Source organism: Mesorhizobium sp. ESP-6-4, assembly GCF_020164735.1.
GTDB lineage: Bacteria > Pseudomonadota > Alphaproteobacteria > Rhizobiales > Rhizobiaceae > Mesorhizobium.
Map to the genome: position 1 here is coordinate 95,582 of NZ_JAIUGS010000009.1, position 25,142 is coordinate 120,723.

Genomic DNA, 25,142 nt, shown 5'->3' on the forward strand with positions numbered 1-25,142 from the left:
GTTCAGATACGCTTGAGGGGACAAAATAGCTCCGAGCATGAGCGCAATCGGGCTCATAAGGTCTGCGAATTGGAGAAGCGTTCCTAAGGTAAACGCCTGCATAGAGCATTTTATTGCGCGGTGCCGATATTTCTCATTAGCAAACTGTGATATCAGCCTCCGATGTCGCATGAAGGGACCGACTTCGCTATCCGGGTTGGGTTCAAATGCGGGTTCCGCGGCCCAGCAGCGCGCGGCCATGAAGATACGAGCGAATTCTATTTGCCGGATTGCCGGCTGAAGCCTAGATTTCCGATCCATCGCATGACCGACATGGACATCCGGCATCTGGAGCCAGAACTCCTCGACGGCCTCCCGGCTGACGATCCCCGTGCGATTGCATCCCGTCGCGATCTCGTTCGCATCAATGCATTGATGTTCCAGGCCAGGATCATGGCATCGCTGATGCGGCAAAACGTGCAAAAGCCGCCGCTGCGCATCCTCGAAATAGGCGCCGGCGATGGAAAGTTCATGCTGGCGGTGGCGCGGCTGATGGCGCGCCATTGGCCCGACGTCGAGATCGTCATGGTCGACAGGATCGGCCTGATAGGCGAGGACTTGCGCAGCTCTTTCGCTGAATTGGGTTGGCGGGCGCAGCCCATGACTGCGGATCTGTTCGATTGGACCCAGGACAGGCCCTTCGACCTTGTTTGCGCCAACCTTATCCTCCACCACTTCGACGACATGCGTCTGCAGGAGCTGTTTTCTCGGATGATGACGATGGCCCCGATGCTCGTCGCCACGGAGCCGTTGAGAGCCCAGGTGCCGCTTGTGGCGACACGGTTCCTGCGATTGATCGGCGCCTGCGCGGTAACGCTGAATGATGCAGCGCAAAGTGTGCGCGCCGGTTTTCGCGGCGCGGAACTTTCACAATTGTGGCAACTGTCAGGTGGAAGGCCCGTGATGGAGGGCCGCAGAGGCCTGTTTACGCAAGGATTTGTCGGCGCCAGCACGCCCGACACGAAATGATGCACGACGCAATTGTCATCGGTGCCGGTCCTGCCGGAAGTTCCACCGCCATTGCACTCGCCCAACATGGTTGGTCGGTGGCAATGGTGGAGAAGGTGGTATTTCCTCGCCGCAAGGTCTGCGGCGAATTCATGTCGGGCACCAGCCTTGCCTTGCTCGATCAGCTGGGCGTCGGCGAGAGCTGGCGCGCGGAAGCCGGCCCCGAGATAAGGCGCGTCGGGTTCTTTTCGGGCGATGTCTCGGCGCAGGCGCGAATGCCGAGCGCCAAGACGGGTCTCGGCCGCGCGCTCGGCCGCGATCGTCTGGACACCATCCTGCTGCAGGCTGCCGAACGTGCGGGTGTCGAGATCCTCCAGCCTTGCAAGGCAGTCGCCATCTGCCGGCGCGATGACTTGCAATTTCTGACTGTGGAATCTGACCAGCAACAGAAGCTGCTCAGCACACCCGTCATCATTGCCGCGCACGGATCCTGGGAAACCGGGAAACTTCCGAGCCAGCTTGAAAGAACGAGCCAACCCTCCGACCTTTTCGGCTTCAAGGCGCATTTTACCGGCGCCGCGCTGGCGCCCGATCTGATGCCGCTGCTGGTATTCCCAGGCGGATATGGCGGGATGGTAACTGCGGACAATGGTCGGGTTTCAATCTCCTGCTGTATCCGCCGCGATGTTCTATCCGGGCTGCGCCGGCGCTTTGGGAATATTGCGGCTGCGGATGCGGTGTCGCGCCACGTCCTGGCCTCGTGCCGAGGCGTGCGAACTGCGCTGGCAGGTGCCGAATTGGATGGCCCATGGCTGGCTGCGGGACCGATTCATCCGGGCATCCGGGCCGGTTACGATCAGGGCATCTTCCGTGTCGGCAACATCGCGGGCGAGTCGCATCCTGTCATCGCCGAAGGGATTTCGATGGCGCTGCAATCGGGCTGGCTGCTTGCGCGAGAACTGATCGTATCGGGCAAACGTCGCGAGGACCGCGACGCCGCCGGGCATCGCTACGAACGCGAATGGCGTCGGCAATTCTCGACCCGTCTGCGTGCCGCGGCCTTGATTGCCAAAATAGCGCTTGGGCCAGGTGGCGCGTCGGCCATGCGCGCCGTGATCAAGAATTTTCCGGCCGCTTTGACTCTTGGCGCTCGGCTGAGTGGAAAGGTCCAGCCCGTTCCAGGCTTTTGACGTCTAGTGCGTTTCACCGTTTTACGGAAACGGCGAGACGCCCTATCTCTTTGTTTTTTACGCAATTTCGGACGGAAAACCGCTCACACTTTTCCTGGAATTGCTCTAAATCGCAGCGACAAAACCTTTCCAAGGCCCGGCATCGAAGCATCGTTTCCCGGGATAGCCGCGATCGGCTGTGACCGCCGCTCAGCTCAGCTTGTATGCGCAACCAGCCTGTTCACTGTCTCGGGGAAGAAGTCGGGCGCCGAGAGCCGCTTGCCGAACATCATGTCGTATTGGATGAGCCGGAAATCGTTGATCTTCGGATCGATCTGCTTCTGCCTCGCCCAATCCGGCGTTGCTTCGCCCACGGGCGACAGGAGCAGGTTGCGGTCGACCACCCGGTAGTGTTCGCGCAGCGCGCCGAGGAAGCCGGTGTAATAGGGGTGGCTGATGCCTGCCGTGGTCAGGATATGATAGGGCAGGAAGGCCGGGCTCACCGAGCCGATGTTCTCGACCGGACCGGAGCGGTTCGACCAGATAACCAAAGGCGTATCGTGGTGTTCGAGCGCGGCGACCGCCGGCTCCTTGCGCGGCGCGACATTGTCCTTGAGGAAGCCGGTCTCGACATAGACGGGTCCGAGCGGCGGCAGATGGTCGCCGAAGAAGGCGATGATGGTCGGCCGCTGGCGGGCCTTCGCCCAATCGATCAGGCGCTGCAGGCCGCGGTCGGCGTCGGCCGACCCCTCGGCATAGGAAAGCAGCGATTCCCGCGCCCAGGAACTGATCGGCGCGTCGATCGAATGCGTCGGGTTGTAGTAGCGGTAGGGCTCGTAAGGACCGTGGTTCTGCAGGCTGACGGCGAACAGGAACACCGGATCGTCGCTGGTGTCGGCCTCGCGGATGATCTCGTCGGTCATCGCCGCGTCGGAAGCCAGCGGCCCGCGCTTTTCCATCGGCGGCAGCGTCTCTTCGGAGCGGAAGTCGTTGAAGCCGAAATCGGCATAGACGGCGCCGCGGTTCCAGAACCAGTTGGTGCCGGGATGGATGGCGCGCGCCCGGTAACCCTGGCTCTTCAGGAAGGTCGCCAGCGACGGGGTCGGGGTGCGCACATATTGCTGATAGGGGATCGAGCCGGCCGGCAGGAAGGCGTTGGAAAAGCCGGTCAGCGCCTCGAACTCAATATTGGCGGTCATGCCGCCGAACTCGGGCGAGAACATCGAGCCGGAGCGCAACGCCCTGACCGTCGGGATCGGGTCGGGCTTGATGGTGACGCCGGGCAGGTGCGTCGGATCCCAGAAGGATTCGCTCATCACCACCACGATATCCGGCTTCTCGTCCGGCATGGAAGCGGCGGCGTCGGGGCGCTGGATCGCGGCCATCGTCTTCTCGGAATAGCCGGGCGGCGCCGCGACATGCGCCATCGGCACGTTCATCGCGAAGGCCAGCGCAAAGCCGTTGGAGGCGTAGTTCTCCTTCTGGTCCCACATGATCGGGATGATCTGCAGCCGGTCGCGCGTCCACGAGAAGGTGGCGTAGTCCATGATCGAGACGAAGAAGGCGAGCAGCGGCACGGCAAGCGCCAGCCGCGCCAGGCGGCCCTTGCGGCTGAGGATGGGTACTCGCCGGCGCCAGGTCCGCCAGCCATAGACGAGCAGCGTCAGACCGCCGACGATGCCGACCGCCAGCATGACGGCCGTCCACGGGCGCTCGCGCACCAGGAGCGGCATCAGCGCCATGATCTGGCGGGCGAACAGGAAATCCGTGGGATAGAGCGGGTCGCCGAGGTAACGCGATTTCTGGTGGCCGACAAAGGCCAGCGCCAGTGTCAGCGGCGCCACGATCATCAGGCTCTGGTGGCTTCGGCCGAGTATGGCGTCCAGCCCGAGCAGCACCAGGGCGAAGACGATGATGGTGGTCCAGCCGGGCTTGAAGGGCTGCATGAAGAAATCGACTGTGCCGAAGAAATCGCCGCGTACGATCAGCTCGATCGCGAAGACGAGCAGGGCTGAGGCAAGAAGCGTCGACAGGCCGTAGCGTACGGTCGGCCAGGCTCGTCCCGGCAGATAGCCGGTGGACGGATCGTCTTCCAAAAATTGCGGCGCGGGTTTGGCCGCGCCTTTCCTGATCCTTGCCACTTTGCTTCCCCGGCCCTTGTCACGCGTCTTCCACTCGCGTCACGCCACTGTCATCGAAATGTCACGCAAAGCTAGCGCCTGTGGCGGAAATAAGAAGAGCCAGCAAACTAAACGTGAGCGGTTTTCATCAGGTGTGATCAAGTAAAAGGCCTTTTGGAACAGGCAGTCAGCAGGATTTCCGACCGAAATGCAGGCCGAAGAGACGCCTGCGGGCTTGACTTGGCTGTCCGCCTTGCGCCAGAGGCAGACAAAACCAGCCTCTGGAGAGACCTCAAAATGGCCGTCGCATTCACCTTTCCGGGACAGGGCAGCCAGGCCGTCGGCATGGGCAAGGACCTCGCCGATGCATTCCCCGAAGCGCGTCGCGTCTTCGAGGAAGTGGACGCAGCGCTCGGCGAAAAACTGTCGAAACTCATCTGGGAAGGGCCGGAAGAGACGCTGACGCTGACCGCCAATGCCCAGCCGGCGCTGATGGCGGTGTCGCTGGCGGCGATGCGCGCGCTCGAAGCGCGCGGCTTCTCGCTGAAGGACAAGGTGGCTTATGTCGCCGGCCATTCGCTTGGTGAATATTCCGCGCTTGCTGCGGCCGGCTTCGTTTCGGTCGGCGACGCGGCGCGGCTGCTTCGGACCCGCGGCAACGCCATGCAGGCGGCGGTGCCGGCCGGCGAGGGCGCCATGGCCGCGATCATCGGGCTGGAACAGGCCGACGTCGAGGCCGCTTGCGCCGAGGCAGCTCGCGAGGTCGGCAACGGCTCCGTCTGCCAGGTCGCCAACGACAATGGCGGCGGCCAGCTGGTGATCTCCGGCGCCAGGCCGGCGGTCGAGCTGGCGGCGAAGCTGTGCACCGAAAAAGGCGCCAAGCGGGCGCTGATGCTGCAGGTTTCCGCCCCCTTTCATTCGGCGCTGATGACGCCTGCCGCCGACATAATGCGCGAGGCGCTGGCCGGTGTCGCGAAATCCGCGCCGGTGGTTCCGATCGTCTCGAACGTCACCGTAACCCCGACCAGCGACCCCGATGAGATCGTCCGCCGCCTGGTCGAGCAGGTGGTCGCCCGCGTACGTTGGCGAGAGACGGTGGAATGGTTTGGCGCCAACGGCGTCGCGAGCCTCTATGAAGTCGGCGCAGGCAAGGTGCTGTCGGGCCTGGCGCGCCGCATCAACCGCGACATCGCCACCGGCGCCGTGGGCACGGCGGCAGAAGTCGAGGCCGCGCTGGCGGCTTTGGGGTGAGGCCCCGTTTTCGTCATTCTAGGGCGGAGCAAGGAGCGAAGCGACGCGCGCAGACCCTAGAATCCATGCCGTGACTTGGAAGTGCCGCCGCGGTGCAGAATTCTGCTCCGTTGCATCCTTCGGCCAATGTCACGGCATGGATCCTCGGGTCTACGCGTCCGCTTCGCTCCCGCTCCGCCCGTGGATGACGACGGGAAGGAGGCCTTCGCCAATGTCCGATGCTTGTCTAGCGTGACTTGGACGATATGACGTATACGGAGCGCGACTGCTTGCAGCCGTCTGGAAAAATGAGGTTGAAGATATGTTCGAACTGACCGGCCGCAAGGCGCTCGTCACCGGCGCATCGGGGGGCATCGGCGAGGCGATCGCCAGGGTGCTGCACAGCCAGGGCGCGATCGTCGGCCTGCACGGCACCCGTGTGGAGAAGCTGGAAGCCTTGGCGGGCGAATTGGGCGACCGCGTAAAACTGTTTCCGGCGGACCTGACGAACCGCGACGCGGTCAAGGCGCTCGGCCAGAAAGCGGAGGCCGATCTCGAGGGCGTCGACATCCTGGTCAACAATGCCGGCATCACCAAGGACGGCCTGTTCGTGCGCATGTCGGACGCCGACTGGGATTCGGTGATCGAGGTCAACCTCACCGCTGTGTTCCGGCTGACCCGCGAACTGACCCATCCGATGATGCGCCGCCGCCATGGCCGCATCATCAACATCACCTCGGTGGTCGGCGTCACCGGCAATCCCGGCCAGACCAATTACTGCGCCTCCAAGGCAGGCATGATCGGCTTTTCCAAGTCGCTGGCGCAGGAGATCGCCACCCGCAACATCACCGTCAACTGCGTCGCCCCGGGCTTCATCGAATCGGCCATGACCGACAAGCTCAACGACAAGCAGAAAGAGACGATCATGGCCGCGATCCCGACCCGGCGCATGGGCACCAGCGTTGAAGTGGCGTCCGCCGTCGCTTATCTCGCCTCCAATGAGGCGGCCTATGTCACCGGCCAGACCATTCACGTCAACGGCGGCATGGCAATGATCTGAGGCAGGGCGGGCGCCTGTGAAAACAGCCATTTCGGCTTGGACGCCCGTCATTTTTCGTGTAATGCGGCCCGCAACCCGGCGGTTCGGGCAAAAACCGGTCCTGTGGCGTTGCGTTGCCCGCAAGACCATCTTTCAGCTTGATTAGCGGCATTCCGCCCGCTAACGAAGATAGACAACCTAAGACGAGGATTGCCCCAAATGAGTGACACCGCAGAGCGCGTCAAGAAGATCGTCATCGAGCATCTCGGCGTCGATGCCGACAAGGTGACGGAGCAGGCGAGCTTCATCGACGATCTGGGCGCGGACAGCCTCGACACGGTTGAACTCGTCATGGCGTTCGAAGAAGAGTTCGGCGTCGAGATTCCGGACGATGCGGCCGAGACCATCCTCACCGTCGGCGACGCCGTCAAGTATATCGACAAGGCCTCGGCCTGAGTTCTTTCGCAGGCATAACCGGGGAGGACCTGCGATGAGGCGTGTCGTCGTCACGGGCCTTGGCCTGCTTTCGCCGTTCGGCATGGGCGTCGAGCATAGCTGGCGGGAATTGCTCTCCGGCCGCAGCGCCTGCCGGCGTGTCACCGAATTCGAGGTGGACGATCTTGCCTGCAAGATCGCCCACATCATTCCGCGCGGCGACGGCTCGAACGGCACCTTCAATCCGGAGGCTGTGCTCGAGCCGAAGGAACTGCGCAAGATCGGCGAATTCATTCTCTATGGCATCGCCGCCGCCGACGAGGCGCTGGCCGATTCCGGCTGGAAGCCTGAGACACATGAGGACCAGTGCGCCACCGGCGTTCTGATCGGCTCCGGCATCGGCGGCATCGACGGCATCGCCGAGAACGCGATGATCCTGAAGGAACGCGGCCCGCGCCGCATCAGCCCCTTCTTCATCCCCGGACAGATCATCAATCTGGTTTCTGGCCAGGTTTCCATTCGCCACGGCCTGAAGGGCCCGAACCATGCGGTGGTCACTGCATGCTCGACCGGCGCGCACGCCATTGGCGACGCCGCCCGGCTGATCATGTGGGGCGATGCCGATGTGATGCTGGCCGGCGGCGCCGAGGCGCCGGTCACCCGGCTGTCGATTGCCGGCTTCGCGGCCTGCCGGGCGCTGTCCACCGAGCGCAATGACAGCCCCGAAACAGCTTCGCGTCCTTATGATCGCGACCGCGACGGCTTCGTCATGGGCGAGGGCGCGGGCGTTGTCGTCCTGGAAGAGCTGGAGCACGCCAAGGCCCGCGGTGCCAAGATTTACGCCGAGGTCACCGGCTATGGCCTGACCGGCGATGCCCACCATATTACCGCGCCGGCCGAAGATGGCGACGGCGCCTTCCGCTGCATGACGGCGGCGCTGAACCGGGCGAAACTCTCGCCGGCCGACGTCGACTACATCAACGCGCACGGCACCTCGACCATGGCCGATACGATCGAGCTCGGCGCCGTCGAGCGGCTGGTCGGCAATGCCGCTTCGAAGATCTCGATGTCGTCGACCAAGTCGTCGATCGGCCATCTGCTGGGCGCCGCGGGTGCCGCGGAAGCGATTTTCTCGATCCTCGCCATCCGCGACAACGTCGCGCCGGCAACCATCAATCTCGACAATCCGGAACGCGAGACGGCGATCGATCTCGTGCCGAACAAGCCGCGCCAGCGTCAGATCGATGTCGCGCTGTCGAATTCCTTCGGCTTCGGCGGCACCAACGCCTCGCTCGTGTTCCAGCGCTACAATGGCTGAAAGGCCAACGGGAGCAATCCCGGAAAGAGTGCTCAGCGCTTTCCGCCCCGGGATTGCTCAGAAAAAGACAACCAGCCGGCAGTCCCGCCACCTGCCGTCATTTTTGCCAAATTCTCCCCTAGTTTGTAGCTAGGGGATTCGTTGCAAGATCAGACGGTAGGGCGCGCCATGAGCACAAATCCTGGGAGCACAAATCCGGGCGGCGACGGGGATTTCGCACGGCAGGGCACAAAGGTGCCGATCATGCCGAAGACTGCGGCCGAGGCGTTGCGCCCGGAAGCCGGCACGCCGCCGCCGTCGAAGCGCTCGCGCGCCTCGCGCAGCCAGTTCGTCGTGTTCCTGAACTTCTTCCTCTCCATGGTTATCCTTGCGGTCATCGCCTCGGGTGCGGCGCTCTATTTCGGCATGCAGGCTTTCGTCGAGCCCGGCCCGTCCGCCAATGGCGACACCTTCATGATCAAGCCGAACACCGGCGTGCAGGAGATTGCGGACCAGCTGGAACGCCGCAGCCTGATCAGCGATGCCCGCATCTTCCGGCTCGGCGTGCGCGCCACGGGTAATGAATCGGCGCTCAAGGCCGGCGAATACGCCATCAAGCCGCGCGCCTCGATGCGCGACATCATGGAGCTCTTCAAGAGCGGCAAGTCGGTGATGTACTCGCTTACCATTCCCGAAGGGCTGACGGTCGAGCAGGCGCTGCAGCGCGTCGCCGATCAGGAGGCGCTCACCGGCGACATGCCGCCGACCTTGCCGCCGGAAGGTACCATCGCCACCGACACGCTGCGCTTCACCCGCGGCGCCACCAGGCAGCAAATGGTCGACAAGCTGGTTGCCGACCAGAAGAAGCTGGTCGAGGATGTCTGGTCGCATCGCGCGGCCGACCTGCCGATCGCCAACATCGACGACTTCGTCACGCTCGCCTCGATCGTCGAGAAGGAAACGGGCAGGAGCGACGAGCGCTCCCGCGTCGCCGCGGTGTTCCTCAACCGCCTGGCCAAGGGCATGCGGCTGCAGTCCGACCCGACCATCATCTACGGCCTGTTCGGCGGCAAGGGAAAGCCGGCGGACCGGCCGATCTACCAGTCCGACCTCGACAAGCAGACGCCCTACAACACCTACATGATCAAGGGCCTGCCGCCGACGCCGATCGCCAATCCGGGCCGAGCGGCGCTTGAAGCGGTCGCCAATCCGTCCAAGACCGACGACCTCTATTTCGTCGCCGACGGCAATGGCGGCCATGTCTTCGCAGCGACGCTGGAAGAGCACAACCAGAACGTCGCCCGTTACCGGGCGCTGCAGAAGAAGCAGGCTGATGCCGCCGCCAAGGCCTCGGGCCAGACGACGGCGCCGGCAGCCCCCGATGGCAACGCCGACAGCAGCGACGCCGGGGCCAATGGCGAGAATGGCGACGCCGGCGGCGACGACGCGCAATAGGCGCAATGCATGTCGCCCAAAAGCGCACAGCGGTTTTGGGAAAACGACATGCATCGAAACTCACTGCATGTCGCCCAAAAGTGCGCCAGCGGTTTTGGGAAACGACATGCACCACGCAGAAGAACGCGTCCTTTGACGCGAGGCCATATTCATGTTTTGAGGGGACGCCGGCCGATCGTCCGGCGATTTTTGGGCGCGCAGCGCTGGGCAACGCATGCCTTGGCTGCGACAGGGGGACGACAGGGCAATGAGCCTGCAAAGCATGACCGGTTTTGCGCGGTGCGCCGCTGAAAGCGAGGGCACCTCGATAGCCTGGGAGGTGAAATCGGTGAACGGCAAGAGCGCCGAGGTGAGGCTGAGATTGCCGCAGGGTTTCGACAGGCTGGAGACGGCCGTCCGGCAGACCGTTCAGAAGCGTTTCGCGCGCGGCAATTTCCAGGCGACGTTGACCGTCGGCCGCGCCGCCGCAAGGCAAATCCAGCCGGTGGTCAACGAGGCGTTCCTCAAGGACCTGGCAGGGCTGGCCAGGCGTTTGCAGGAGCAGTTCGGCACCGAGCCCGCCACCGCCGACGGCCTGCTCTCCCTGCGCGGTGTGCTCGACATTCCCGAAGCCGTGGAGACGGAGGAGGAGCGGGCCGCTCTCGACGCCGCGATCCTGTCTGCGCTCGAGATGGCGCTCGCCGGGCTGGAGCAGGCGCGCCGCAGCGAGGGCGCGGCGCTGGGCGCGCTTCTTGCCGGCCATGTCGATATCATCGAGGCGCTGACGCTGAAGGCCGAGGCCGACCCGTCGCGCGAGCCCGCGGCAATCCGCGAGCGTATCGCCGAGCAGGTGCGCCTCTTGACGGATGCTTCGGCCAATCTCGACGCCATCCGGCTGCACCAAGAAGCGGCCTTCCTCGCCAGCAAGGCCGACATCCGCGAGGAGATCGACAGGTTGAAGACGCATGTCGCTTCGGCGCGCGCGCTGCTTAAAAGCGGCGCCGCCGTCGGCCGCAAGCTCGATTTTCTGGCGCAGGAATTCAATCGCGAATCGAATACCTTATGCTCCAAGTCGAACGCTGCCGCGGTCACCGCGATCGGGCTGGAGCTCAAGGCGGTGGTCGACCAGTTTCGCGAGCAGGTCCAGAATCTGGAGTGACGGGATGGTTGCCAAGGAGCCGACGGCCGCCAGGGATCTGGGGTCCCGCATCCGCCGCCGCGGATTGATGCTGGTGCTGTCGTCGCCGTCGGGCGCCGGCAAGTCGACCATCGCGCGCAATCTTCTCGAAAGCGATGGAAGTCTCGAGCTTTCGGTCTCCGTCACGACAAGGCCGCGCCGCGGTTCGGAGATCGAGGGCGTCCACTATCACTTCCGCACCATGCGCGAATTCGAGCGGCTGCGCGATTCCGATGCGCTGCTGGAATGGGCCGAAGTGCACGGCAATTGCTATGCCACGCCGCGCGAGCCGGCCGAAATCGCGCTGGCCGAAGGCCGCGACATGCTGTTCGATATCGACTGGCAGGGCGCCCAGCAGCTCAAGGAGAAGATGCGCGCCGACATCGTCTCGATCTTCATCCTGCCGCCGTCGATGAAGGAATTGAAGGCGCGCCTGAAGCGCCGCGCCGAGGACCAGGAATCGGTCATCGAGACCAGGCTGAAGAACGCCCGCCTCGAGATCGAGCATTGGAAGGAATACGATTTCGTCATCGTCAACGACGATCTCGACCGCGCCTTCGCCGAGGTCCGCGCCATCGTCACGGCGGAGCGGCTTCGCCGAGACAGGCGGCCTGGGCTGTTCGACTTCATTTCGGGATTGCTGGACGAGAAGACGGGGTGATCTTTCCTTCTCGCCGCTTACTGGGGGAAGGTGGCCCGAAGGGTCGGATGAGGGGCAGCGCCGGCCTGCGGCGGTACAAAAAGCAAAAGTGAACCAGACCTCTATTTGCGACCCGTTGCCGCCCGTTTCTCGGCAAAAAGCGCCTCAGCTTGATCGTGCGCGGCCGTTTTCGGGCAATTCGCCGCGTCACGAACTGATCCCGTCGATCAGAATGAGGTTGCGGCTAAGCGCAGCGTCGCGAACCTCAAGTGCGGCCGCGTAATCGCCGGAGTGATACCAGCGCCGCGCGATCTCGATGTCGGGAAACTCGACGACGATGAGCGGCCCGGGTTTCCAACTCCCCTCCAGTGTCTCCACCTCGCCGCCACGAACGAGATAGCGTCCGCCATGCGCGGCGATGGAGGCCGCGGCGCGAGTTCGGTAGGTTTCGAACGCCTCCCTGTCGCGGATAGTGACATCGGAAATGACATAGGCAGGCATTGCAGGCTCCGGCTGGTTTCGCCTGACTATCTATGGCGCCGGGTTCTGGATTCCAGTGACGCTGGCGGTCAAACCGCGTTCGTCAACCTTACGAATTCCTCGACGCTGAGCGTCTCGGCCCGCCGCGTCGGGTCAATGCCGGCCCGCGTCAGCAACGCCTCGCCGCCAAGGCTCTTCACGCTTTGCCTGAGCATCTTGCGGCGCTGGCCGAAGGCGGCCTCGGTGACGCGGCCCAGCTTTCTGGCGTCCACGGGCAGGGGAGATAAGCGCGGCACCAGATGCACCACCGATGAGGTGACCTTCGGCGGCGGCGTGAATGCCTGCGGCGGCACGTCGAAGGCGATCTTCGCCTCGGTGCGCCAGCCGGCCAGGATGCCGAGCCGGCCATAGCCGTCGCTGTCCGGGACCGCGGTGATGCGCTCCGCCACCTCGCGCTGGAACATCAGCGTCATCGATTGGTAGAAGGGCGGCCAATCGGCCACCGTCAGCCAGCGGATCAGAAGCTCGGTGCCGATATTGTAGGGCAGGTTGGCAACGATCTTCACCGGCCCGCCGTTCGCCGCGCCGGCAAGCGCGGCAAAATCCGTCTTCAACGCATCGCCGGGAATGACCTCCAGGCGACCGGGATAATGGCTGGAGACCTCGGCCAGCGCTTCGAGGCAGCGCTCGTCGCGCTCGATGGCGATCACGCGCCGCGCGCCGTTGAAGAGAAGCGCCCGCGTCAGTCCGCCCGGGCCTGGGCCGACCTCGATCACCGTCGCCTCGCCGAGATCGCCGGCGGCTCGCGCGATCTTGGTTGTCAGGTTGAGGTCGAGCAGAAAATTCTGCCCGAGCGCCTTCTTGGCCTGCAGGCCATGCCGCTCGATCACCTCGCGCAACGGCGGCAACCCGTCGATTGTGGTGCGCCCGCTCAATGGATCCTCACGCGGCGGTGGCCTGCCGTCCGCTGTCGGCCAGCCGGCGCGCCAGCCTTAGCGCGGCAATCAGGCTGTCGGCGCGCGCGATACCCTTGCCGGCAATGTCGAAAGCGGTGCCGTGATCGGGCGAGGTTCGGATAAAGGGCAGGCCCAGCGTCACGTTCACCGCCTCGTCGAAGGCTAAAGTCTTGGCCGGGATCAGCGCCTGGTCGTGATACATGCAGAGCGCCGCGTCATAGGAAGCGCGCGCGCGCGGATGAAACATCGTGTCAGCCGGCAGCGGTCCGATCGCGTCGATCCCTTCCGCTTTGAGCATCTCGACGGCCGGGGTCACGATCGCAGCATCCTCCAGGCCCATGGCGCCGCCTTCGCCGGCATGCGGGTTGAGTCCGGCGATCGCAAGCTTCGGCCGCGCAATGCCGAAGCGGACCTCGAGATCGGCGGCGGTGATGCGCGCGGTCGCGACGATCAGCTCCGTCGTGAGCAGCTTCGGCACTTCGGCCAAAGCGATGTGGATGGTCACCGGAACGGTGCGCAGATCGGGTCCCGCCAGCAACATCACCGGCGTCACATCCCTGCCGGTGTGGCGCGAAGCCAGGTGCGCCAGATATTCAGTGTGGCCGGGAAAGCCAAATCCGGCATCATAAAGCGGCTTCTTGGAGATCGGGCAGGTGACTATCGCCGCGGCGTGGCCGGCGAGACAGTCGGCGACGGCGCGGTCGATGGCCTCGATGGTGCCGGCGGCGTTGGCCGGGTTCGGCTGTCCCGGGCTGTCGAAATGACGCGCATCGAGCGGAACGACAGGCAGAGCCCGGGCAAAGTGGTGCGCCGCCTGTCCGGGCAAGGTCTCGGCGATCGTCACATTCGCGCCGACCAGGCGGGCGCGGGCTTCGATCAAAGCGGGGTCGGCAAGCAGATAGAAGGGCGGCACACCGGCGCTGTCGCCAGCTTGCCAGGCGGCGATGGCGATCTCAGGCCCGATGCCCGACGGATCGCCGACACTGAGCGCCAGCGGCGCGTGGGTCTTCTGCGTGCTCATGCGGTCGGCTGGCTGCGGCATCGCACGCTTGTCGCTCAGAGCATGATGCCGAAAAGTGTGCAGCGGTCTTCGGACGACATCATGCCCTATCTCTTTGATTTAGAGCCGGATTCAGATTTCAGGTCGACTCGACCTGAAATCATCCGGCTCTAGCGTTCGACGATCTTGGCCTTCTGGCGCAGCTCGGCGACATATTTCTTGCTGAGCTCGTCGGCGTCCTTGTCGTTGCTGCCTTCCGCCTGGAACACCATCTGTGCGGCCTTGTCGTCGGAAACCTCGCGCGAGGAGCAGATGCCGATGAACTCGACGCCGCGCTCGGTCTCGCGCGTCGGCGTCGCGGCGCCGACCTTGGTCGCCTTGATCTGCTCGGCCCAGTCGGACGGCAATTGCGGCGCCAGCACGCGGCCGAGGTCGCGCACGGTGACGTCGATCAGGCCCTTGGCGAATTCCCGCGTGGTGCTGCAGCTGCTGAAGCGGGCGCGCATGGCGTCGGCCTCGTGCTTGCGCTTGGCGAGCGTGCCGGCGCGCTCCGATGCCGGAACCACGAAGATCACCTGTTGCAGCATGTATTCCGTCGCGGTCGGCTTGGCGCCGCCCTTGTCCAGCATGCGCCGCACGGCGTCCTGCTCGGTCACCGAGCCGCCTTCGCCGGAGCGGTAGCGCGCGCTGAGCGCCTGGTTCCAGGCCATCTGGGCACGGATGAATTCCTTGAAATGTTCCTTGGTGACGCCCGACTGCGCCATGATCGCGTCGAGTTTCGCCAGCGGCATCTTGTTGCCCGAGGCAAAGCGCTGGTAGGCGGCGTCGACCTGCTGGTCGGTGATGTGGATGCCGAGCCGCTTGGCCTCGGCCAGGCGCAGGGTCTGGTCGATCATCTCCTGCGCGGCATCACCCTTCTTGTGCTGCAGCTTGAAGAAGGCGGCGCGGTGCGCGATGTCGCCGGTGGTGATCGGCATGTTGTTGACGACATACTTGATCTCAGCGGCGAAAGCAGGCCGCACGACAGCCGTGACCGAAATCGAGGCCGCCACCAGAAGCGCGAATCCCGCTGAAAACAGGTATTTCCTCATCTTACCTTCCTAATTTTTCCCCATCCCGAGTTTCCCGCCATCGCGGCGCCGCGCGTCCTCCGAACGCTTGCGGATGCAGTCGACCCCATGCCCATCTTATGCGGCGAAACGATGTCGCCGACGCATGGCCTTGGGAAACGCGCCCATTTTCGAAGGAACACGCTCCAAATCAAGACCAAAGCCCATCAGCGCCCCAGCCGGCGCACGGCTCGGAGACCGCGCGCCCGCCGCTTGATCACTGGATGGTATCGACCGCGCTTGTTGACGAACCGAAATCGCCGAGCGTGCGGAACGACAGGTTGAAACCGATGTTCTGCGACACTTCCTTGGTGACGGTGTCGCGCGTCTGCGAATACGTCATGATGTAAGTGAAGCAGCTATCGTTGTAGGCGAAGCCGACGCCGTCCTTGACCAGCACATTTGTCTCGATGTCGTAGGTGCCGGTGCCGAACAGCCGCCAGTTCTGCGCCAGATGGGTCGAAGCGCCGAGCGTGAGCTCGTGGCGGTCGGTGGTGAAGCCATAGAGCGGCTGCGCCTCGATGAAGGCGTATTTGGCGCTGACCGATATCGGCAGGCTGGAATAGGCGGCCTTCACTTCGGCGCGCCTGACCTCGAATGTCTGCTCGTCGAAACGCCCGCTCAGCGAGCCGGAGAAACCGCTCGGGCTGTTGAAGCCGACAAGACCGACATAATCCGAGGTCTGCTTGTCCAGGCCGGACTCGGCCCCGACATTGACGAGGTCGGGCGCGGCAAAGGAGTTTTCGCCCGCGAGCTGGTATGACTGGCCGAAAATTGCATTCGTGGCCCAGCCATTGTCATAGGCGCCTGAATACCGGAAGCCGACATTGGCGCGCGTGCCGCCTTCTATGCGGTCATAGCCCGAGAATTTGTCGCGCTCGAACAGCGTGGTGGCGTCGAAGACGAAGCTCTGCGCGTCTTCGTTCGGGACGGCCAGCCCGCCGACATATTGCTCGTTCGGGCGCACGAACACCTGCGCCGTCGGCTCCAGGACATGGCTGGAGTTCGCCATCGAGAACAGCAGCGGCCAGCGCGCCTCGAGCCCGAGGGTGGCCATGTAGCGGGCAAGCGAGGAACGCATGTCGTCGTCCTCGCCGAGATTCGTCCCCATCTGGTTGACGGCGGCGAGCGAAGCCGAATTGGCGTTGACGTAACCGGCATCGCCGCGGAAGGCGAGCAGAGGCGTCAGTTGCAGACCGCCATCCGTGGTGAAGGTGCGCTTCCACTCGGCTTCCGCCGTCAACCGGCTCGACTCGCCTTCGATGCCGCGCACATTGTTGATGGAAGTGCTGTCGATCGGATTGGCCAGCACAGCATCCAGCCGGTTGCGGCTGATCACGCGTGTATTGACGTTGAATGACAACTGGCCGCCGGCCACCGACGTGTCGGGGATATAGGCGTAGTCGAGCGACGGCAGCACCCAGGGCTGCTTGGCCGAGCGCGACGTCGGATCGCTGGAGAGCGTGTCTTCCTGTACCTCGAAGCGCATGGCGCGAACGTCGAAATAATTGCGGTCGCTCAAGCCCGTAAGATAGATCGACGACTGGTGGACGAGGTCGCTGTAGCCTTCGATGTTGTAGGTGCGCGAGAATTCCTTGTCGGTCTGGAGCAGCACGTCCCAGCCGAAATCCCAGCGCTCATTGATGGCGAACTGGCCCTTGGTGCCCATCATGCCGCGGAACTTGTTCGGGTCGCCTTCCGGGCCGGAATTGACGTTATGGCCATGGTTGATGTCGAGCGTGCGCGTATCGATGAACGCGTTCGGATCCTGCTGGTTGATGCCGGCAATCTTCAGCGTGTACTGGCCGTTGTTGAAGCGCTGGCGCCACTCGGCCTCGCCGAGGAAACCCTGCTTGGTATAGCCGCTGCCGGTGACGGTCAGGTCATAGGTCGGAGACAGGGCGAAATAATAAGGGACTTTGATGCCGACGCCGAGATGGTTGTTGTAGACGATGCCGGGGATCAGGAAGCCGCTCTTGCGCTTCACCGTCGGGTCGGCGATCTCGAAGGCCGGCAGATAGGCGAGCGGGAAGCCGAAGAACTCGAAATTCGAGTTTTCGAAGCGGACCGTCTTCTTCTCGCCGTTCCAGATGATCTTTCGCGCCTTGATGCGCCAGGTCGGCGCTTTGTCCGGCTTGTCCTCGCAAGGCTCGCAGGCGGTGTAGACGCCGTTGTGGAAGGTGGTGAGCACGCCGCCCATGCGCTCCGCGCTCTCGGCGGCGAAATAGGCTTTGTCTATCGTCTCGACGCGCAGCGCGTTGACAAAGCCGTCGGCAAAGTCGTCGGTGATGTCGATATGGTCGGAATTGACCTTGGTGCCGTCGCTGTTGATCAACTCGACGGCGCCGCTGGCGACGAGGCGCTTGGTGTCGCGGTTATACACCACGCGCTGGGCGACCAGCTTGTTGCCGCCATAGTCAATCTGCACGCCGCCGACGGCTGTCACCGTGTGCTTGTCGTTGTCATAGACAAGCGTGTCGGCGGCCAGCAGCATCTGCGTGCCGGAAGGGACGGACTTGGCAGTGATCTGCTGCGCCAGCGCGGATGCCGTCGGCACCGCGCAAGCGAACAGACACGCCAAGGCAGTCGCCCCATAGAGGCGTGCCAAACCGGCCTGCCTATGGCTGCGCAAAACCGCCTCCCTCACTAGCCGTCTTCCTTGTATAGCAGAAACGTCACCCCAAAGAACATAGCCACGACAACCGGAACCCATGCAGCCACCACAGTAGGCACGAATCCGGCTACACCGAATGCCTTGACCAGTACCGAAACGACATAAAGCAGAAAGCCGGCCACGACGCCACCCAGAATCATCGTTGCCGACTGTCCCATTCGCGCAAATCGCATTGAAACCGTTGCAGCAATCAGCGTCATGGCGACGAGAAGGAACGGCAAGGCCACCAGCGAATCAAACTGCATGGCGAAGGCGTTCGCCTTGAGTCCGAAGGAACGCGCAACCTCGATCTTGCGCGGCAGCTCGTAGAACGGGATGGTTTCCGGGCGCGCCAGGCGCTCCTGCACGAATTCCGGCTTGAGATTGGTCGGCACCCTGTCGGACGCCAGCGCCTGGATATTGCCCGCCTTGAAGACCTTTACGTCCTGCAAGTCCCAATAGCCGTCGCGCAGGAAGGCTTTGGCTGCATCCTTGCGTTCGGCGATGTTGCCCTGCGGGTCGAGGATGAAAAACACCGCCTCCGCCATCTCCAGCCCCTGATTGAGGATGGCGCGGGCGCCGATGATGGTGTCGCCCGATTCGGTCTTCTGCCTGAGCCAGGGCGTGACGTTGGTCGTGACGGCGTTCGACTTGCCGGCCCTGAGGTCGTTCTCCATCTGCTCGGACCAGGAAAAGCCGTGCGCTGCGATCGGATTGATTACGGCGACCGACAGCACGCCGAACATCAGCGCGCCGACGCAGCACGGAAACAGGAACTGCCAGGCCGAGACGCCGGCCGAGCGGGCGATCACCAGCTCGTAACGGCGGTTGAGCGACACCAGAGTTGCCATTGCCGAGAACAGTCCGACGAACGGCACCGTCTGCAGCATGATCATCGGCATCCTGAGCGCCGAAATGGCGAAGGCTGTGCCGTAGGTGAAGCCGGGCAGCCCGGTCGTGCGGCCGGAAAGCTCGGTAAAGTCGATCAGGAACACCAGGGCCAGCAGGCCGAGGAAGAACCAGAAGGTGATCGAGACGTAACGGAAAAAGAAATAGCGGCCCAGCGTCCAGCCCATGGTCAGGCTCCCTGGCCGGAAGTGCGCCGGACGAGCCAGAGCTTGAATGTTGTCCAGTTGTCGCCGGCACGCTTGGCGAGGCCCGTCAGCCAGTCTGCCCAACTGACCGGCAATTCCATGGTGCGCGACGATACGATGAACCAGATCGAAACCGCGGAGGCGATGAGCGGTATAGCGTAGAGCAGGTAGACATAGTACCAGACCCTGTCGGCCTTGCCTGCGGCGAAGAAGCCCAGCCACCGCACGAAAAGCGCTATCGCGATTGCCGTGATCAGCGGATTGATGCGCGCCTCCCGGTGCGAGCGCGCGTCGCCCGCAACGGCAAGCGCGATCAGCGCGAACACCAGCGAATAGGACCATTCGGCGAGACGCTGGTTGAGCTCCGCCCGGTAGCTGCCCGGTTCTCGCTGGAACATCTTGTCGTTGGGATCCGGGCTGAGCAGATATTGCGTCGTGCGGTCCTTGGGCAAAAGCGTGATGTCGTTCGCCGCCGACATGAACGCCGACATGTCGAAAGCATAGGAGGTGAAGCGGATGACGGAGAGGTCGCCGGTCACCGATTTGCGGTTGATGACGCCGTCATTCATCATCAGCACCTTCTCGTCGCCCTTTTCGACGATGCTGCCGGTCTTGGCGTAGTAGGTCAGGCTGGCGCCTTCCTCGCGTGAATCGGCCACGAAGATGCCGCCGAGCCGGTTGCCGGGAAGCCGCTCGCCAACCTGCAGGAACAGGCCTTCGTCGATCTTGCGGAACGTGCCTTCCTGGATGATCAGCGACAGAAGGTCGGCGCGCGATGCTGCCACCAGCTGGCGGTTCTTCTGCCTGGCGTAGGGATCGATGGCGTTGTCGACGATGAAGGAAAACGCGCAAGCCGCTATCGCGAGCAGCAGGATCGGCCGCGCGATCGTCCAGCGTGAGGCGCCGGCGGCGCCGAGCACGGCGAGTTCCGAATCGGTGTTCATGGCGCTCAGCGTCTGCGCCACCGCCACCACCAGGGCGAACGGCACCACGATCGGGATGATCGAGGGGATGATGAGTGCCGCGACTTCGAAGAAAGTCAGCGCCGACTGGCCATTGTCGGTGACGAGGTCGATCTTGGCCAGCACCTGCGTGGTCCACACGATCGCCAGCGTCCAGACCAGCGCCGCGAGGAACATCGTCAGCGCGCGGCGCATGATGTAGCGTTCAACGACCTTCATGAAGGCTTTTCTCGATTTTGCCGAACGGCATCATGCCCGCCGACAAGGTAGTGATCCGGCGGCGCCCGCACAACTGCGTCATGGGCGGCTCGCTCCGGTTTGTCGCCCCACGCCACTTGCCCCGGCGTGGCGGAGTCTCCGCGCCAATGAATAAGAAATGCAAAACATCGATGGTTAACATTAGGTTGCGGTAGCAAGCTAAGGCCGTGCCGAGGCGAATCCTTTGTCTATGGTGGCGCCGATATAGACCGCGATTTCGGCCAAAGTCTTGCCAAATGGCGGAAAACGACCAAATGTCGCGCACTCTTGCCAAACCTCTCGCCCGTTGAAAATTACCTTTGCCGGCACCTTACGGCCATCCCCGAAAGCAGGACCTGATGACGTCGAGACCATCCATTTCCTTCGCCAAATTCGCCGCGCCCAAAAAGGGCAGCGTCTTCGTCTTCGCGGCCGATGATGGCGGGCTCGGCGAGGCGGCGAAGGCCTGCGATCCGGCTGGTGCATTGGCTCGCGCCTTTCCGGTCGCCGATTTCTCCGGCAAATTCGCAAGCTCGGCCGAGGTGCTGGCGCCGGAAGGAACGCCGGTCGACCGGCTGGTGGCGGTCGGCGCCGGCAAGGTCTCGAGCCTCGACGACTATGCCTGGCTGAAGCTCGGTGGCGCCGTTGCCGCTTCGCTGCGCAAGGCGACCGAGGTGGCCGTCATCCTCGATCTGCCGGAGTATCAGCCCGACGGTCGCCAGGCGGCGAGCCTTGCCGCCGGCATCCTGCTGCGCAGCTATTCCTTCGACAAATACAAGACCAGGAAAGACAAGGAAGACGGCCAATCCGACACGAAGTCGGGCAAGCCCGCCAGGGTAACCGTTCACTGCGCCGATCCCGCTGCCGCGAAGAAGGCTTTTGCCGGCGAGGAAGCGGTGGTCGACGGCGTGCTGCTTGCGCGCGATCTGGTCAACGAGCCGGCCAATGCGCTTGGGCCCGTCGAATTCGCCGAGCGCGTCAAGGCGCTGGAGCAGCTCGGCGTCGAGGTCGAGGTCCTGGCTGAAAAGGAGATGAAGAAGCTCGGCATGGGCTCGTTGCTCGGCGTCGCGCAAGGCTCGCCGCGCGGCGCGCGCCTGGCGGTGATGCGCTGGAACGGCGGCAAGGCCAAGGACGCGCCGCTCGCTTTCATCGGCAAGGGTGTCACCTTCGACACCGGCGGCAATTCGATGAAGCCGGCCTCGGGCATGGAGGACATGAAGGGCGACATGGGTGGCGCCGCCGCCGTCACCGGCCTTATGCGTGCGCTCGCGGCGCGCAAGGCGAAGGCCAATGTGGTCGGCGTCATCGGCCTGGTCGAGAACGCCGTCGACGGCCATGCCCAGCGTCCCGGCGACATCGTCACCTCGATGTCGGGCCAGACGATCGAGGTGCTCAACACCGATGCGGAAGGCCGCCTCGTGCTGGCCGATGCGCTCTGGTACGCCAACGACCGTTTCAAGCCGAAATTCATGATCAACCTGGCGACGCTTACCGGCGCCGTCATGGTGGCGCTCGGCCAGCATTATGCCGGCCTTTTCTCCAACAATGACGAACTTGCCGGCCGGCTTTTCGGCGCCGGGCAGGCATCGCAGGAGCGGCTGTGGCGCATGCCGCTCGGGCCTGAATACGACAAGCTGATCGATTCCAAGAACGCCGACATGAAGAACATCGGCGGCCGCTATGGCGGCGCCATCATCGCCGCGCAGTTCCTGCAGCGCTTCGTCAAGGACACGCCCTGGGCGCATCTCGACATCGCCGGCACCGCGATGGGCGCGCCGTCGAGCGAGATCAACCAATCCTGGGGCTCGGGTTTCGGTGTGAGGCTGCTCGATAGGCTGGTCCGCGACCACTATGAGGGTTAGGTTTCCGGGATGACCGACATCCTGTTCTACCATTTGACCGAATCGACGCTCGAGGAGGCGCTGCCGGGCCTGCTCGAGCGCAGCGTCGAGCGCGGCTGGCGCGTGGTGGTGCAGACCGGCACGGAAGATCGCCGCGACGCGCTCGACCAGCATCTGTGGATTTTTCGCGACGATTCCTTCCTGGCGCATGCCACCGACCGCGAAGCCTATCCGGCCGAGCAGCCGATCCTGCTCACCACGGGCGAGGGCAACCAGAATGCCGCTCAGATCCGTTTCCTGGTCGACGGCGCGACGCCGCCCAACTTGTCCGGCTACGAGCGCGCCGTCTTCCTGTTCGACGGCCATGACGCGGCACAGCTCGAAGCCGCCCGCGGCCACTGGAAGACGATGAAGGAAGCCGGTCACGCCGTGACCTACTGGCAGCAGACGCAGGACCGACGCTGGGAACGCAAGGCTTAGCGCTTCTTCGCAATCGAACTGCGGCCACACCTTCGGCGGCGGTCGCACCAAGACGTCCGGCTCCCGCTCAACCCTTTGCCAGCGCCGACAGTTGCTCCAGAGTTATCTTGTGGACCAGCGGATCGGCGTGCCGGTGCGCCAGCAGCCATTCGCCGTTTTCACGTCGGAAAACCAGCGTCACCCTGAGCGGCCATTCTTGGTCCAGGCCACCGACCTTGCCATGCCCCCATTCGATCACGGCGAGCACCGCCATGTCGCCCGATGCGTACGCTTGCACCAACTCCATTTTCACCCCGCCGTCCTGAAAGTAGCTGGCCAGTTCGGCCAGATGCCCCGGGCTTCTGTCGAAGCCCCTCGAGAACGGACCGCCGAAGGGCTGCATCAAGGTGAAGTCGGGGGCGATCTCGATCAGGTCGAGATAGGTTTTCATGTCGCCACGCATGAACGCCGTGCTGGCCGCCTCCGCCCGTGTCAAAAGCTCCTTCAGAGCTGCATCGTCGATGGCCGCTTGCGGCGCAGCTTCGCTCAACGCTGCCTGCACCGCCAGCGGCAAGGCAAGCGGTGCCGCCAGCGCCAGCCGCCTGGAAACGGTTTTCCTGCGGGCTTTCCTTTCAAGCGGCGCGCTGGCCTTGCCGGTTGTGTCGGTTAATTTGGACATGGGAAATCTCCTCAAATTTGAAAATGGATACCGGCGGCGCTCGGGCCTTCCGACCGGTGCGCTGAGGGATCTCACTTCAATCGAGATGAATCCAGTGATATGATTTCAAGAATATGCTGCATCAAATTGATCTCTCTCGCGCCGATCTCAACCTGTTGGTCCTGTTCGAGACCGTCATGGAGGAACGCCATGTCGGCCGATCGGCATCGCGGCTCAACCTGTCACCGTCGGCGGTCAGCCATGGCCTCGGCCGGCTGCGCGGCCTGCTCGGCGATCCGCTGTTCCTGCGCACGCCGAGGGGCGTCGTGCCGACCTACCGCGCGCTGGAGCTTGCCGCGCCTGTCGCCGAAATCCTGGCGCGGGTGAGGAGCGTGGTCGCCAGCGCCGAGCCCTTCGATCCCAGCCGTTCCAGCCGCCGTTTCGTCATCGACGCGCCCGATGGCGCCTCGGCGGTGTTCCTGCCGCCGCTGCTCGAAGTTCTGCATCAATTCGCGCCGGGCATTGACATCGGCATCCGCCAGCTGCTGCCGAGGCAAGGTGAGACGTCGCCGTTGCCCGCCTGGAGCGACGTCATCGCCGAACTTGAGGCAAGAATTATGGATGTCGCGGTCCTCCCGATCGGCGACGTGCCCGAACGCTTTCTCCGGCGCGCGCTCTATGAAGAGGATTTCGTCATCGCCATGCGTGCCGGACACCGGTTCTCACTGGCCCCGAGCATCGAGGCATACTGCGCCATGCAGCACCTCGTCGTGTCGCAGACAGGCGACGCGCACGGTTTCGTCGATATCGCGCTCGCCGCGCGGGGTCTGTCGCGGCGCATCGCGCTCACCGTTCCCAATTTCATGTTTGCGCTCTCCGTGTTGGCCGAGACGGATTTTGTCTCGGCGCTGCCGCGTCGTTTCGTGGCCAGGCATGCGCGCCGCTTCGGTGTGATCGCGGTCGATCCTCCCGTGACGCTGCCACCTTTCCAGATCACCGCCGTAGTGCCGAAGGTCGCGATGATGGACGCTGGCATTGCCTGGCTCGTCGGCCAGTTGGAGCAGGTCGGATCGGCGATCGATCCATCTGGCCTCACGGCCGGCTGATCGACTTCGGAGTCGCAAATGCGGCGCTTCATGGGTTAGATAGGGCCAAGCTCACGTGGCGGGGGGAGAATGCAGGTCAGGATCGTCGGAACCGGCAGGGCGGTACCGGCTGAGCGGCTGACCACGCGCTCGCTGGAGGAGCGGCTCGGCCTCGGCCAGGGCGCGCTCGAAGCCGCGACCGGCGTCCTCGAGCGCTATGTGTGCAGTACCGAATCGCAAATCGATCTAGCTTGCGCCGCGGCGACGCTGGCGCTTGAGGATGCCGGCCTCGATCCCGGCGCGGTCGACCTGATCATCGGCGGCTGCGGCGTGCCTTACCAGCCGCTGCCGGCGACCGCGCCCTTGGTCATGCAGCGCCTTGGGCTGGCCGACGGCTCGGCCGCCGCCTTCGACGTCAACAGCACTTGCCTGGGCTTCCTCACCGCCTTCGACACTGCCGGCCGCATGATCGAGGCCGGGCAATGCGAGACGGCGCTGGTGTTTTCGTCCGAGGTCGCCTCGCGCGCCTTGCCGTGGCAGGATGCGCCCGAGATCGCCGCGCTCTTCGGCGACGGCGCCGCGGCCGCCGTGCTGCGCAAAGGCGGCCAAGGCGAGGGCAAGGTGGCGGCCAGCCTGATGCGCACTTATCCGTCGGGCTGGGAAGCCTGCGGCATCGGTTCGGGCGGCACGCGCTTCGATTTCCGCAAGGAGCAGGAAGCGTTCGCCGCGCACAGCCTGTTCCACATGGACGGCAAGGAATTGTTCAGGCTCACCGCGCGCCATTTCAACGGCTTCGTCGCCGCTCTGCTTGAGCGCGCCGGCTGGCGGCATGGCGATGTCGATCTCGTCGTGCCGCACCAGGCGAGCCCGTTCGCGCTTACCCATATGGCGCGCCAGACCGGCTTTGCGCCGGAAAAGCTCGTGGACATCTCCGCCCGCTTCGGCAACCAGATCGCGGCTTCCATTCCCTTCGCGCTGGACATCGCGCGCCGCGAGGGCCGCGTGGCGCCGGGCATGAAGCTGCTCATCCTCGGCACGTCGGCCGGCGTCTCCTTCGGCGGCATGGCGCTGGAGGTCTGA

Annotated in this window: 22 protein-coding genes; 13 read left to right on the forward strand and 9 right to left on the reverse strand. The window is 64.1% G+C overall.

Annotated elements, in window-relative coordinates; all coding sequences use genetic code 11:
* The first annotated feature begins 303 nt into the window (after positions 1-303).
* Both LB523_RS18110 and LB523_RS18115 read left to right on the forward strand, forming a co-directional pair.
* Complete coding sequence (locus LB523_RS18110; protein ID WP_224605558.1) at positions 304-1,008, forward strand: class I SAM-dependent methyltransferase; 705 nt, start codon at positions 304-306, stop codon at positions 1,006-1,008.
* Entirely contained in the window at positions 1,005-2,177 is a 1,173-nt protein-coding gene (locus LB523_RS18115) for an NAD(P)/FAD-dependent oxidoreductase (RefSeq protein WP_224605561.1), read from the forward strand. Before LB523_RS18110 ends, LB523_RS18115 begins: the two co-directional genes overlap by 4 nt.
* Positions 2,178-2,371: 194 nt before the next feature.
* Here the strand turns inward: LB523_RS18115 and LB523_RS18120 are convergent, their stop codons facing one another.
* A complete protein-coding gene (locus LB523_RS18120) occupies positions 2,372-4,297 on the reverse strand; it encodes an LTA synthase family protein (RefSeq protein WP_095767007.1) in 1,926 nt (641 codons plus the stop codon).
* Positions 4,298-4,573: 276 nt separating this feature from the next.
* On the opposite strand from LB523_RS18120, the gene fabD reads away from it, so the two are divergent.
* The 7 genes from fabD (at position 4,574) to gmk (ending at position 11,549) form a co-directional block, all read left to right on the forward strand.
* A complete protein-coding gene (gene fabD, locus LB523_RS18125; RefSeq protein WP_224605572.1) occupies positions 4,574-5,527 on the forward strand; it encodes an ACP S-malonyltransferase in 954 nt (317 codons plus the stop codon).
* 301 nt (positions 5,528-5,828) lie between these two features.
* Positions 5,829-6,566, forward strand: coding sequence for a 3-oxoacyl-[acyl-carrier-protein] reductase (gene fabG / locus LB523_RS18130; protein ID WP_140783695.1), 738 nt, complete (start codon positions 5,829-5,831; stop codon positions 6,564-6,566).
* 198 nt (positions 6,567-6,764) lie between these two features.
* Positions 6,765-7,001, forward strand: coding sequence for an acyl carrier protein (locus LB523_RS18135; RefSeq protein WP_006203723.1), 237 nt, complete (start codon positions 6,765-6,767; stop codon positions 6,999-7,001).
* 34 nt (positions 7,002-7,035) lie between these two features.
* Positions 7,036-8,298, forward strand: a complete 1,263-nt coding sequence (gene fabF, locus LB523_RS18140) for a beta-ketoacyl-ACP synthase II (RefSeq protein ID WP_224605577.1) — start codon at positions 7,036-7,038, stop codon at positions 8,296-8,298.
* Positions 8,299-8,541: 243 nt separating this feature from the next.
* Positions 8,542-9,732: an endolytic transglycosylase MltG gene (mltG, locus tag LB523_RS18145; RefSeq protein WP_224525007.1), complete on the forward strand. Its 1,191-nt coding sequence runs from the start codon at positions 8,542-8,544 to the stop codon at positions 9,730-9,732.
* 247 nt (positions 9,733-9,979) lie between these two features.
* On the forward strand, positions 9,980-10,870 hold the full coding sequence (locus tag LB523_RS18150) for a YicC/YloC family endoribonuclease (RefSeq protein WP_224605580.1): 891 nt from the start codon (positions 9,980-9,982) through the stop codon (positions 10,868-10,870).
* A gap of 4 nt (positions 10,871-10,874) precedes the next feature.
* Entirely contained in the window at positions 10,875-11,549 is a 675-nt protein-coding gene (gene gmk, locus LB523_RS18155; RefSeq protein WP_095767013.1) for a guanylate kinase, read from the forward strand.
* Positions 11,550-11,735: 186 nt separating this feature from the next.
* Here the strand turns inward: gmk and LB523_RS18160 are convergent, their stop codons facing one another.
* The 7 genes from LB523_RS18160 to lptF all read right to left on the reverse strand — a co-directional run bounded on the left by LB523_RS18160 (position 11,736) and on the right by lptF (position 20,001).
* On the reverse strand, positions 11,736-12,029 hold the full coding sequence (locus LB523_RS18160) for a DUF1330 domain-containing protein (protein ID WP_224605583.1): 294 nt from the start codon (positions 12,027-12,029) through the stop codon (positions 11,736-11,738).
* Positions 12,030-12,097: 68 nt separating this feature from the next.
* Positions 12,098-12,943 carry a 16S rRNA (adenine(1518)-N(6)/adenine(1519)-N(6))-dimethyltransferase RsmA gene (gene rsmA / locus LB523_RS18165; protein ID WP_224605586.1) on the reverse strand — a complete coding sequence of 282 codons (846 nt, stop codon included), beginning with the start codon at positions 12,941-12,943 and terminating at the stop codon, positions 12,098-12,100.
* 7 nt (positions 12,944-12,950) lie between these two features.
* Positions 12,951-14,006 (reverse strand): 4-hydroxythreonine-4-phosphate dehydrogenase PdxA, encoded by a 1,056-nt coding sequence (pdxA, locus tag LB523_RS18170; RefSeq protein WP_224605588.1) that lies wholly within the window; start codon positions 14,004-14,006, stop codon positions 12,951-12,953.
* Positions 14,007-14,134: 128 nt separating this feature from the next.
* Positions 14,135-15,055: a SurA N-terminal domain-containing protein gene (locus tag LB523_RS18175; protein ID WP_224605590.1), complete on the reverse strand. Its 921-nt coding sequence runs from the start codon at positions 15,053-15,055 to the stop codon at positions 14,135-14,137.
* Between the two features lie 235 nt (positions 15,056-15,290).
* Positions 15,291-17,720 carry an LPS-assembly protein LptD gene (locus tag LB523_RS18180; protein WP_224605591.1) on the reverse strand — a complete coding sequence of 810 codons (2,430 nt, stop codon included), beginning with the start codon at positions 17,718-17,720 and terminating at the stop codon, positions 15,291-15,293.
* A complete protein-coding gene (gene lptG / locus LB523_RS18185) occupies positions 17,720-18,802 on the reverse strand; it encodes an LPS export ABC transporter permease LptG (RefSeq protein ID WP_224605593.1) in 1,083 nt (360 codons plus the stop codon). The genes LB523_RS18180 and lptG overlap by 1 nt, the downstream gene beginning before the upstream one ends.
* Before the next feature lie 2 nt (positions 18,803-18,804).
* The gene (lptF, locus tag LB523_RS18190) at positions 18,805-20,001 is read right to left on the reverse strand and encodes an LPS export ABC transporter permease LptF (RefSeq protein WP_095767018.1); all 1,197 of its coding nucleotides are present in this window, start codon (positions 19,999-20,001) and stop codon (positions 18,805-18,807) included.
* Between the two features lie 377 nt (positions 20,002-20,378).
* Between lptF and LB523_RS18195 the strand changes: the two genes are divergently transcribed.
* Together LB523_RS18195 and LB523_RS18200 are read left to right on the forward strand one after the other, a co-directional pair.
* Complete coding sequence (locus LB523_RS18195; RefSeq protein WP_224605596.1) at positions 20,379-21,881, forward strand: leucyl aminopeptidase; 1,503 nt, start codon at positions 20,379-20,381, stop codon at positions 21,879-21,881.
* Positions 21,882-21,890: 9 nt separating this feature from the next.
* Positions 21,891-22,340 carry a DNA polymerase III subunit chi gene (locus LB523_RS18200; RefSeq protein ID WP_224605598.1) on the forward strand — a complete coding sequence of 150 codons (450 nt, stop codon included), beginning with the start codon at positions 21,891-21,893 and terminating at the stop codon, positions 22,338-22,340.
* A gap of 67 nt (positions 22,341-22,407) precedes the next feature.
* Here LB523_RS18200 and LB523_RS18205 read toward each other — a convergent pair whose 3' ends face one another.
* Positions 22,408-22,998: a YybH family protein gene (locus LB523_RS18205; RefSeq protein WP_224605602.1), complete on the reverse strand. Its 591-nt coding sequence runs from the start codon at positions 22,996-22,998 to the stop codon at positions 22,408-22,410.
* A gap of 113 nt (positions 22,999-23,111) precedes the next feature.
* Between LB523_RS18205 and LB523_RS18210 the strand changes: the two genes are divergently transcribed.
* Positions 23,112-24,083, forward strand: coding sequence for a LysR family transcriptional regulator (locus LB523_RS18210; RefSeq protein ID WP_224605606.1), 972 nt, complete (start codon positions 23,112-23,114; stop codon positions 24,081-24,083).
* 69 nt (positions 24,084-24,152) lie between these two features.
* Complete coding sequence (locus tag LB523_RS18215; RefSeq protein WP_224605609.1) at positions 24,153-25,142, forward strand: 3-oxoacyl-ACP synthase III family protein; 990 nt, start codon at positions 24,153-24,155, stop codon at positions 25,140-25,142.

Coding starts and splice junctions, on each gene's coding strand:
- LB523_RS18110 (WP_224605558.1), top strand. CDS start 304: ATGACCGACATGGACATCCGGCATCTGGAGCCAGAACTCCTCGACGGC.
- LB523_RS18115 (WP_224605561.1), top strand. CDS start 1,005: ATGATGCACGACGCAATTGTCATCGGTGCCGGTCCTGCCGGAAGTTCC.
- fabD (WP_224605572.1), top strand. CDS start 4,574: ATGGCCGTCGCATTCACCTTTCCGGGACAGGGCAGCCAGGCCGTCGGC.
- fabG (WP_140783695.1), top strand. CDS start 5,829: ATGTTCGAACTGACCGGCCGCAAGGCGCTCGTCACCGGCGCATCGGGG.
- LB523_RS18135 (WP_006203723.1), top strand. CDS start 6,765: ATGAGTGACACCGCAGAGCGCGTCAAGAAGATCGTCATCGAGCATCTC.
- fabF (WP_224605577.1), top strand. CDS start 7,036: ATGAGGCGTGTCGTCGTCACGGGCCTTGGCCTGCTTTCGCCGTTCGGC.
- mltG (WP_224525007.1), top strand. CDS start 8,542: ATGCCGAAGACTGCGGCCGAGGCGTTGCGCCCGGAAGCCGGCACGCCG.
- LB523_RS18150 (WP_224605580.1), top strand. CDS start 9,980: ATGAGCCTGCAAAGCATGACCGGTTTTGCGCGGTGCGCCGCTGAAAGC.
- gmk (WP_095767013.1), top strand. CDS start 10,875: ATGGTTGCCAAGGAGCCGACGGCCGCCAGGGATCTGGGGTCCCGCATC.
- LB523_RS18160 (WP_224605583.1), bottom strand. CDS start 12,029: ATGCCTGCCTATGTCATTTCCGATGTCACTATCCGCGACAGGGAGGCG.
- pdxA (WP_224605588.1), bottom strand. CDS start 14,006: ATGCCGCAGCCAGCCGACCGCATGAGCACGCAGAAGACCCACGCGCCG.
- LB523_RS18175 (WP_224605590.1), bottom strand. CDS start 15,055: ATGAGGAAATACCTGTTTTCAGCGGGATTCGCGCTTCTGGTGGCGGCC.
- lptG (WP_224605593.1), bottom strand. CDS start 18,802: ATGGGCTGGACGCTGGGCCGCTATTTCTTTTTCCGTTACGTCTCGATC.
- lptF (WP_095767018.1), bottom strand. CDS start 20,001: ATGAAGGTCGTTGAACGCTACATCATGCGCCGCGCGCTGACGATGTTC.
- LB523_RS18195 (WP_224605596.1), top strand. CDS start 20,379: ATGACGTCGAGACCATCCATTTCCTTCGCCAAATTCGCCGCGCCCAAA.
- LB523_RS18200 (WP_224605598.1), top strand. CDS start 21,891: ATGACCGACATCCTGTTCTACCATTTGACCGAATCGACGCTCGAGGAG.
- LB523_RS18205 (WP_224605602.1), bottom strand. CDS start 22,998: ATGTCCAAATTAACCGACACAACCGGCAAGGCCAGCGCGCCGCTTGAA.
- LB523_RS18210 (WP_224605606.1), top strand. CDS start 23,112: ATGCTGCATCAAATTGATCTCTCTCGCGCCGATCTCAACCTGTTGGTC.
- LB523_RS18215 (WP_224605609.1), top strand. CDS start 24,153: ATGCAGGTCAGGATCGTCGGAACCGGCAGGGCGGTACCGGCTGAGCGG.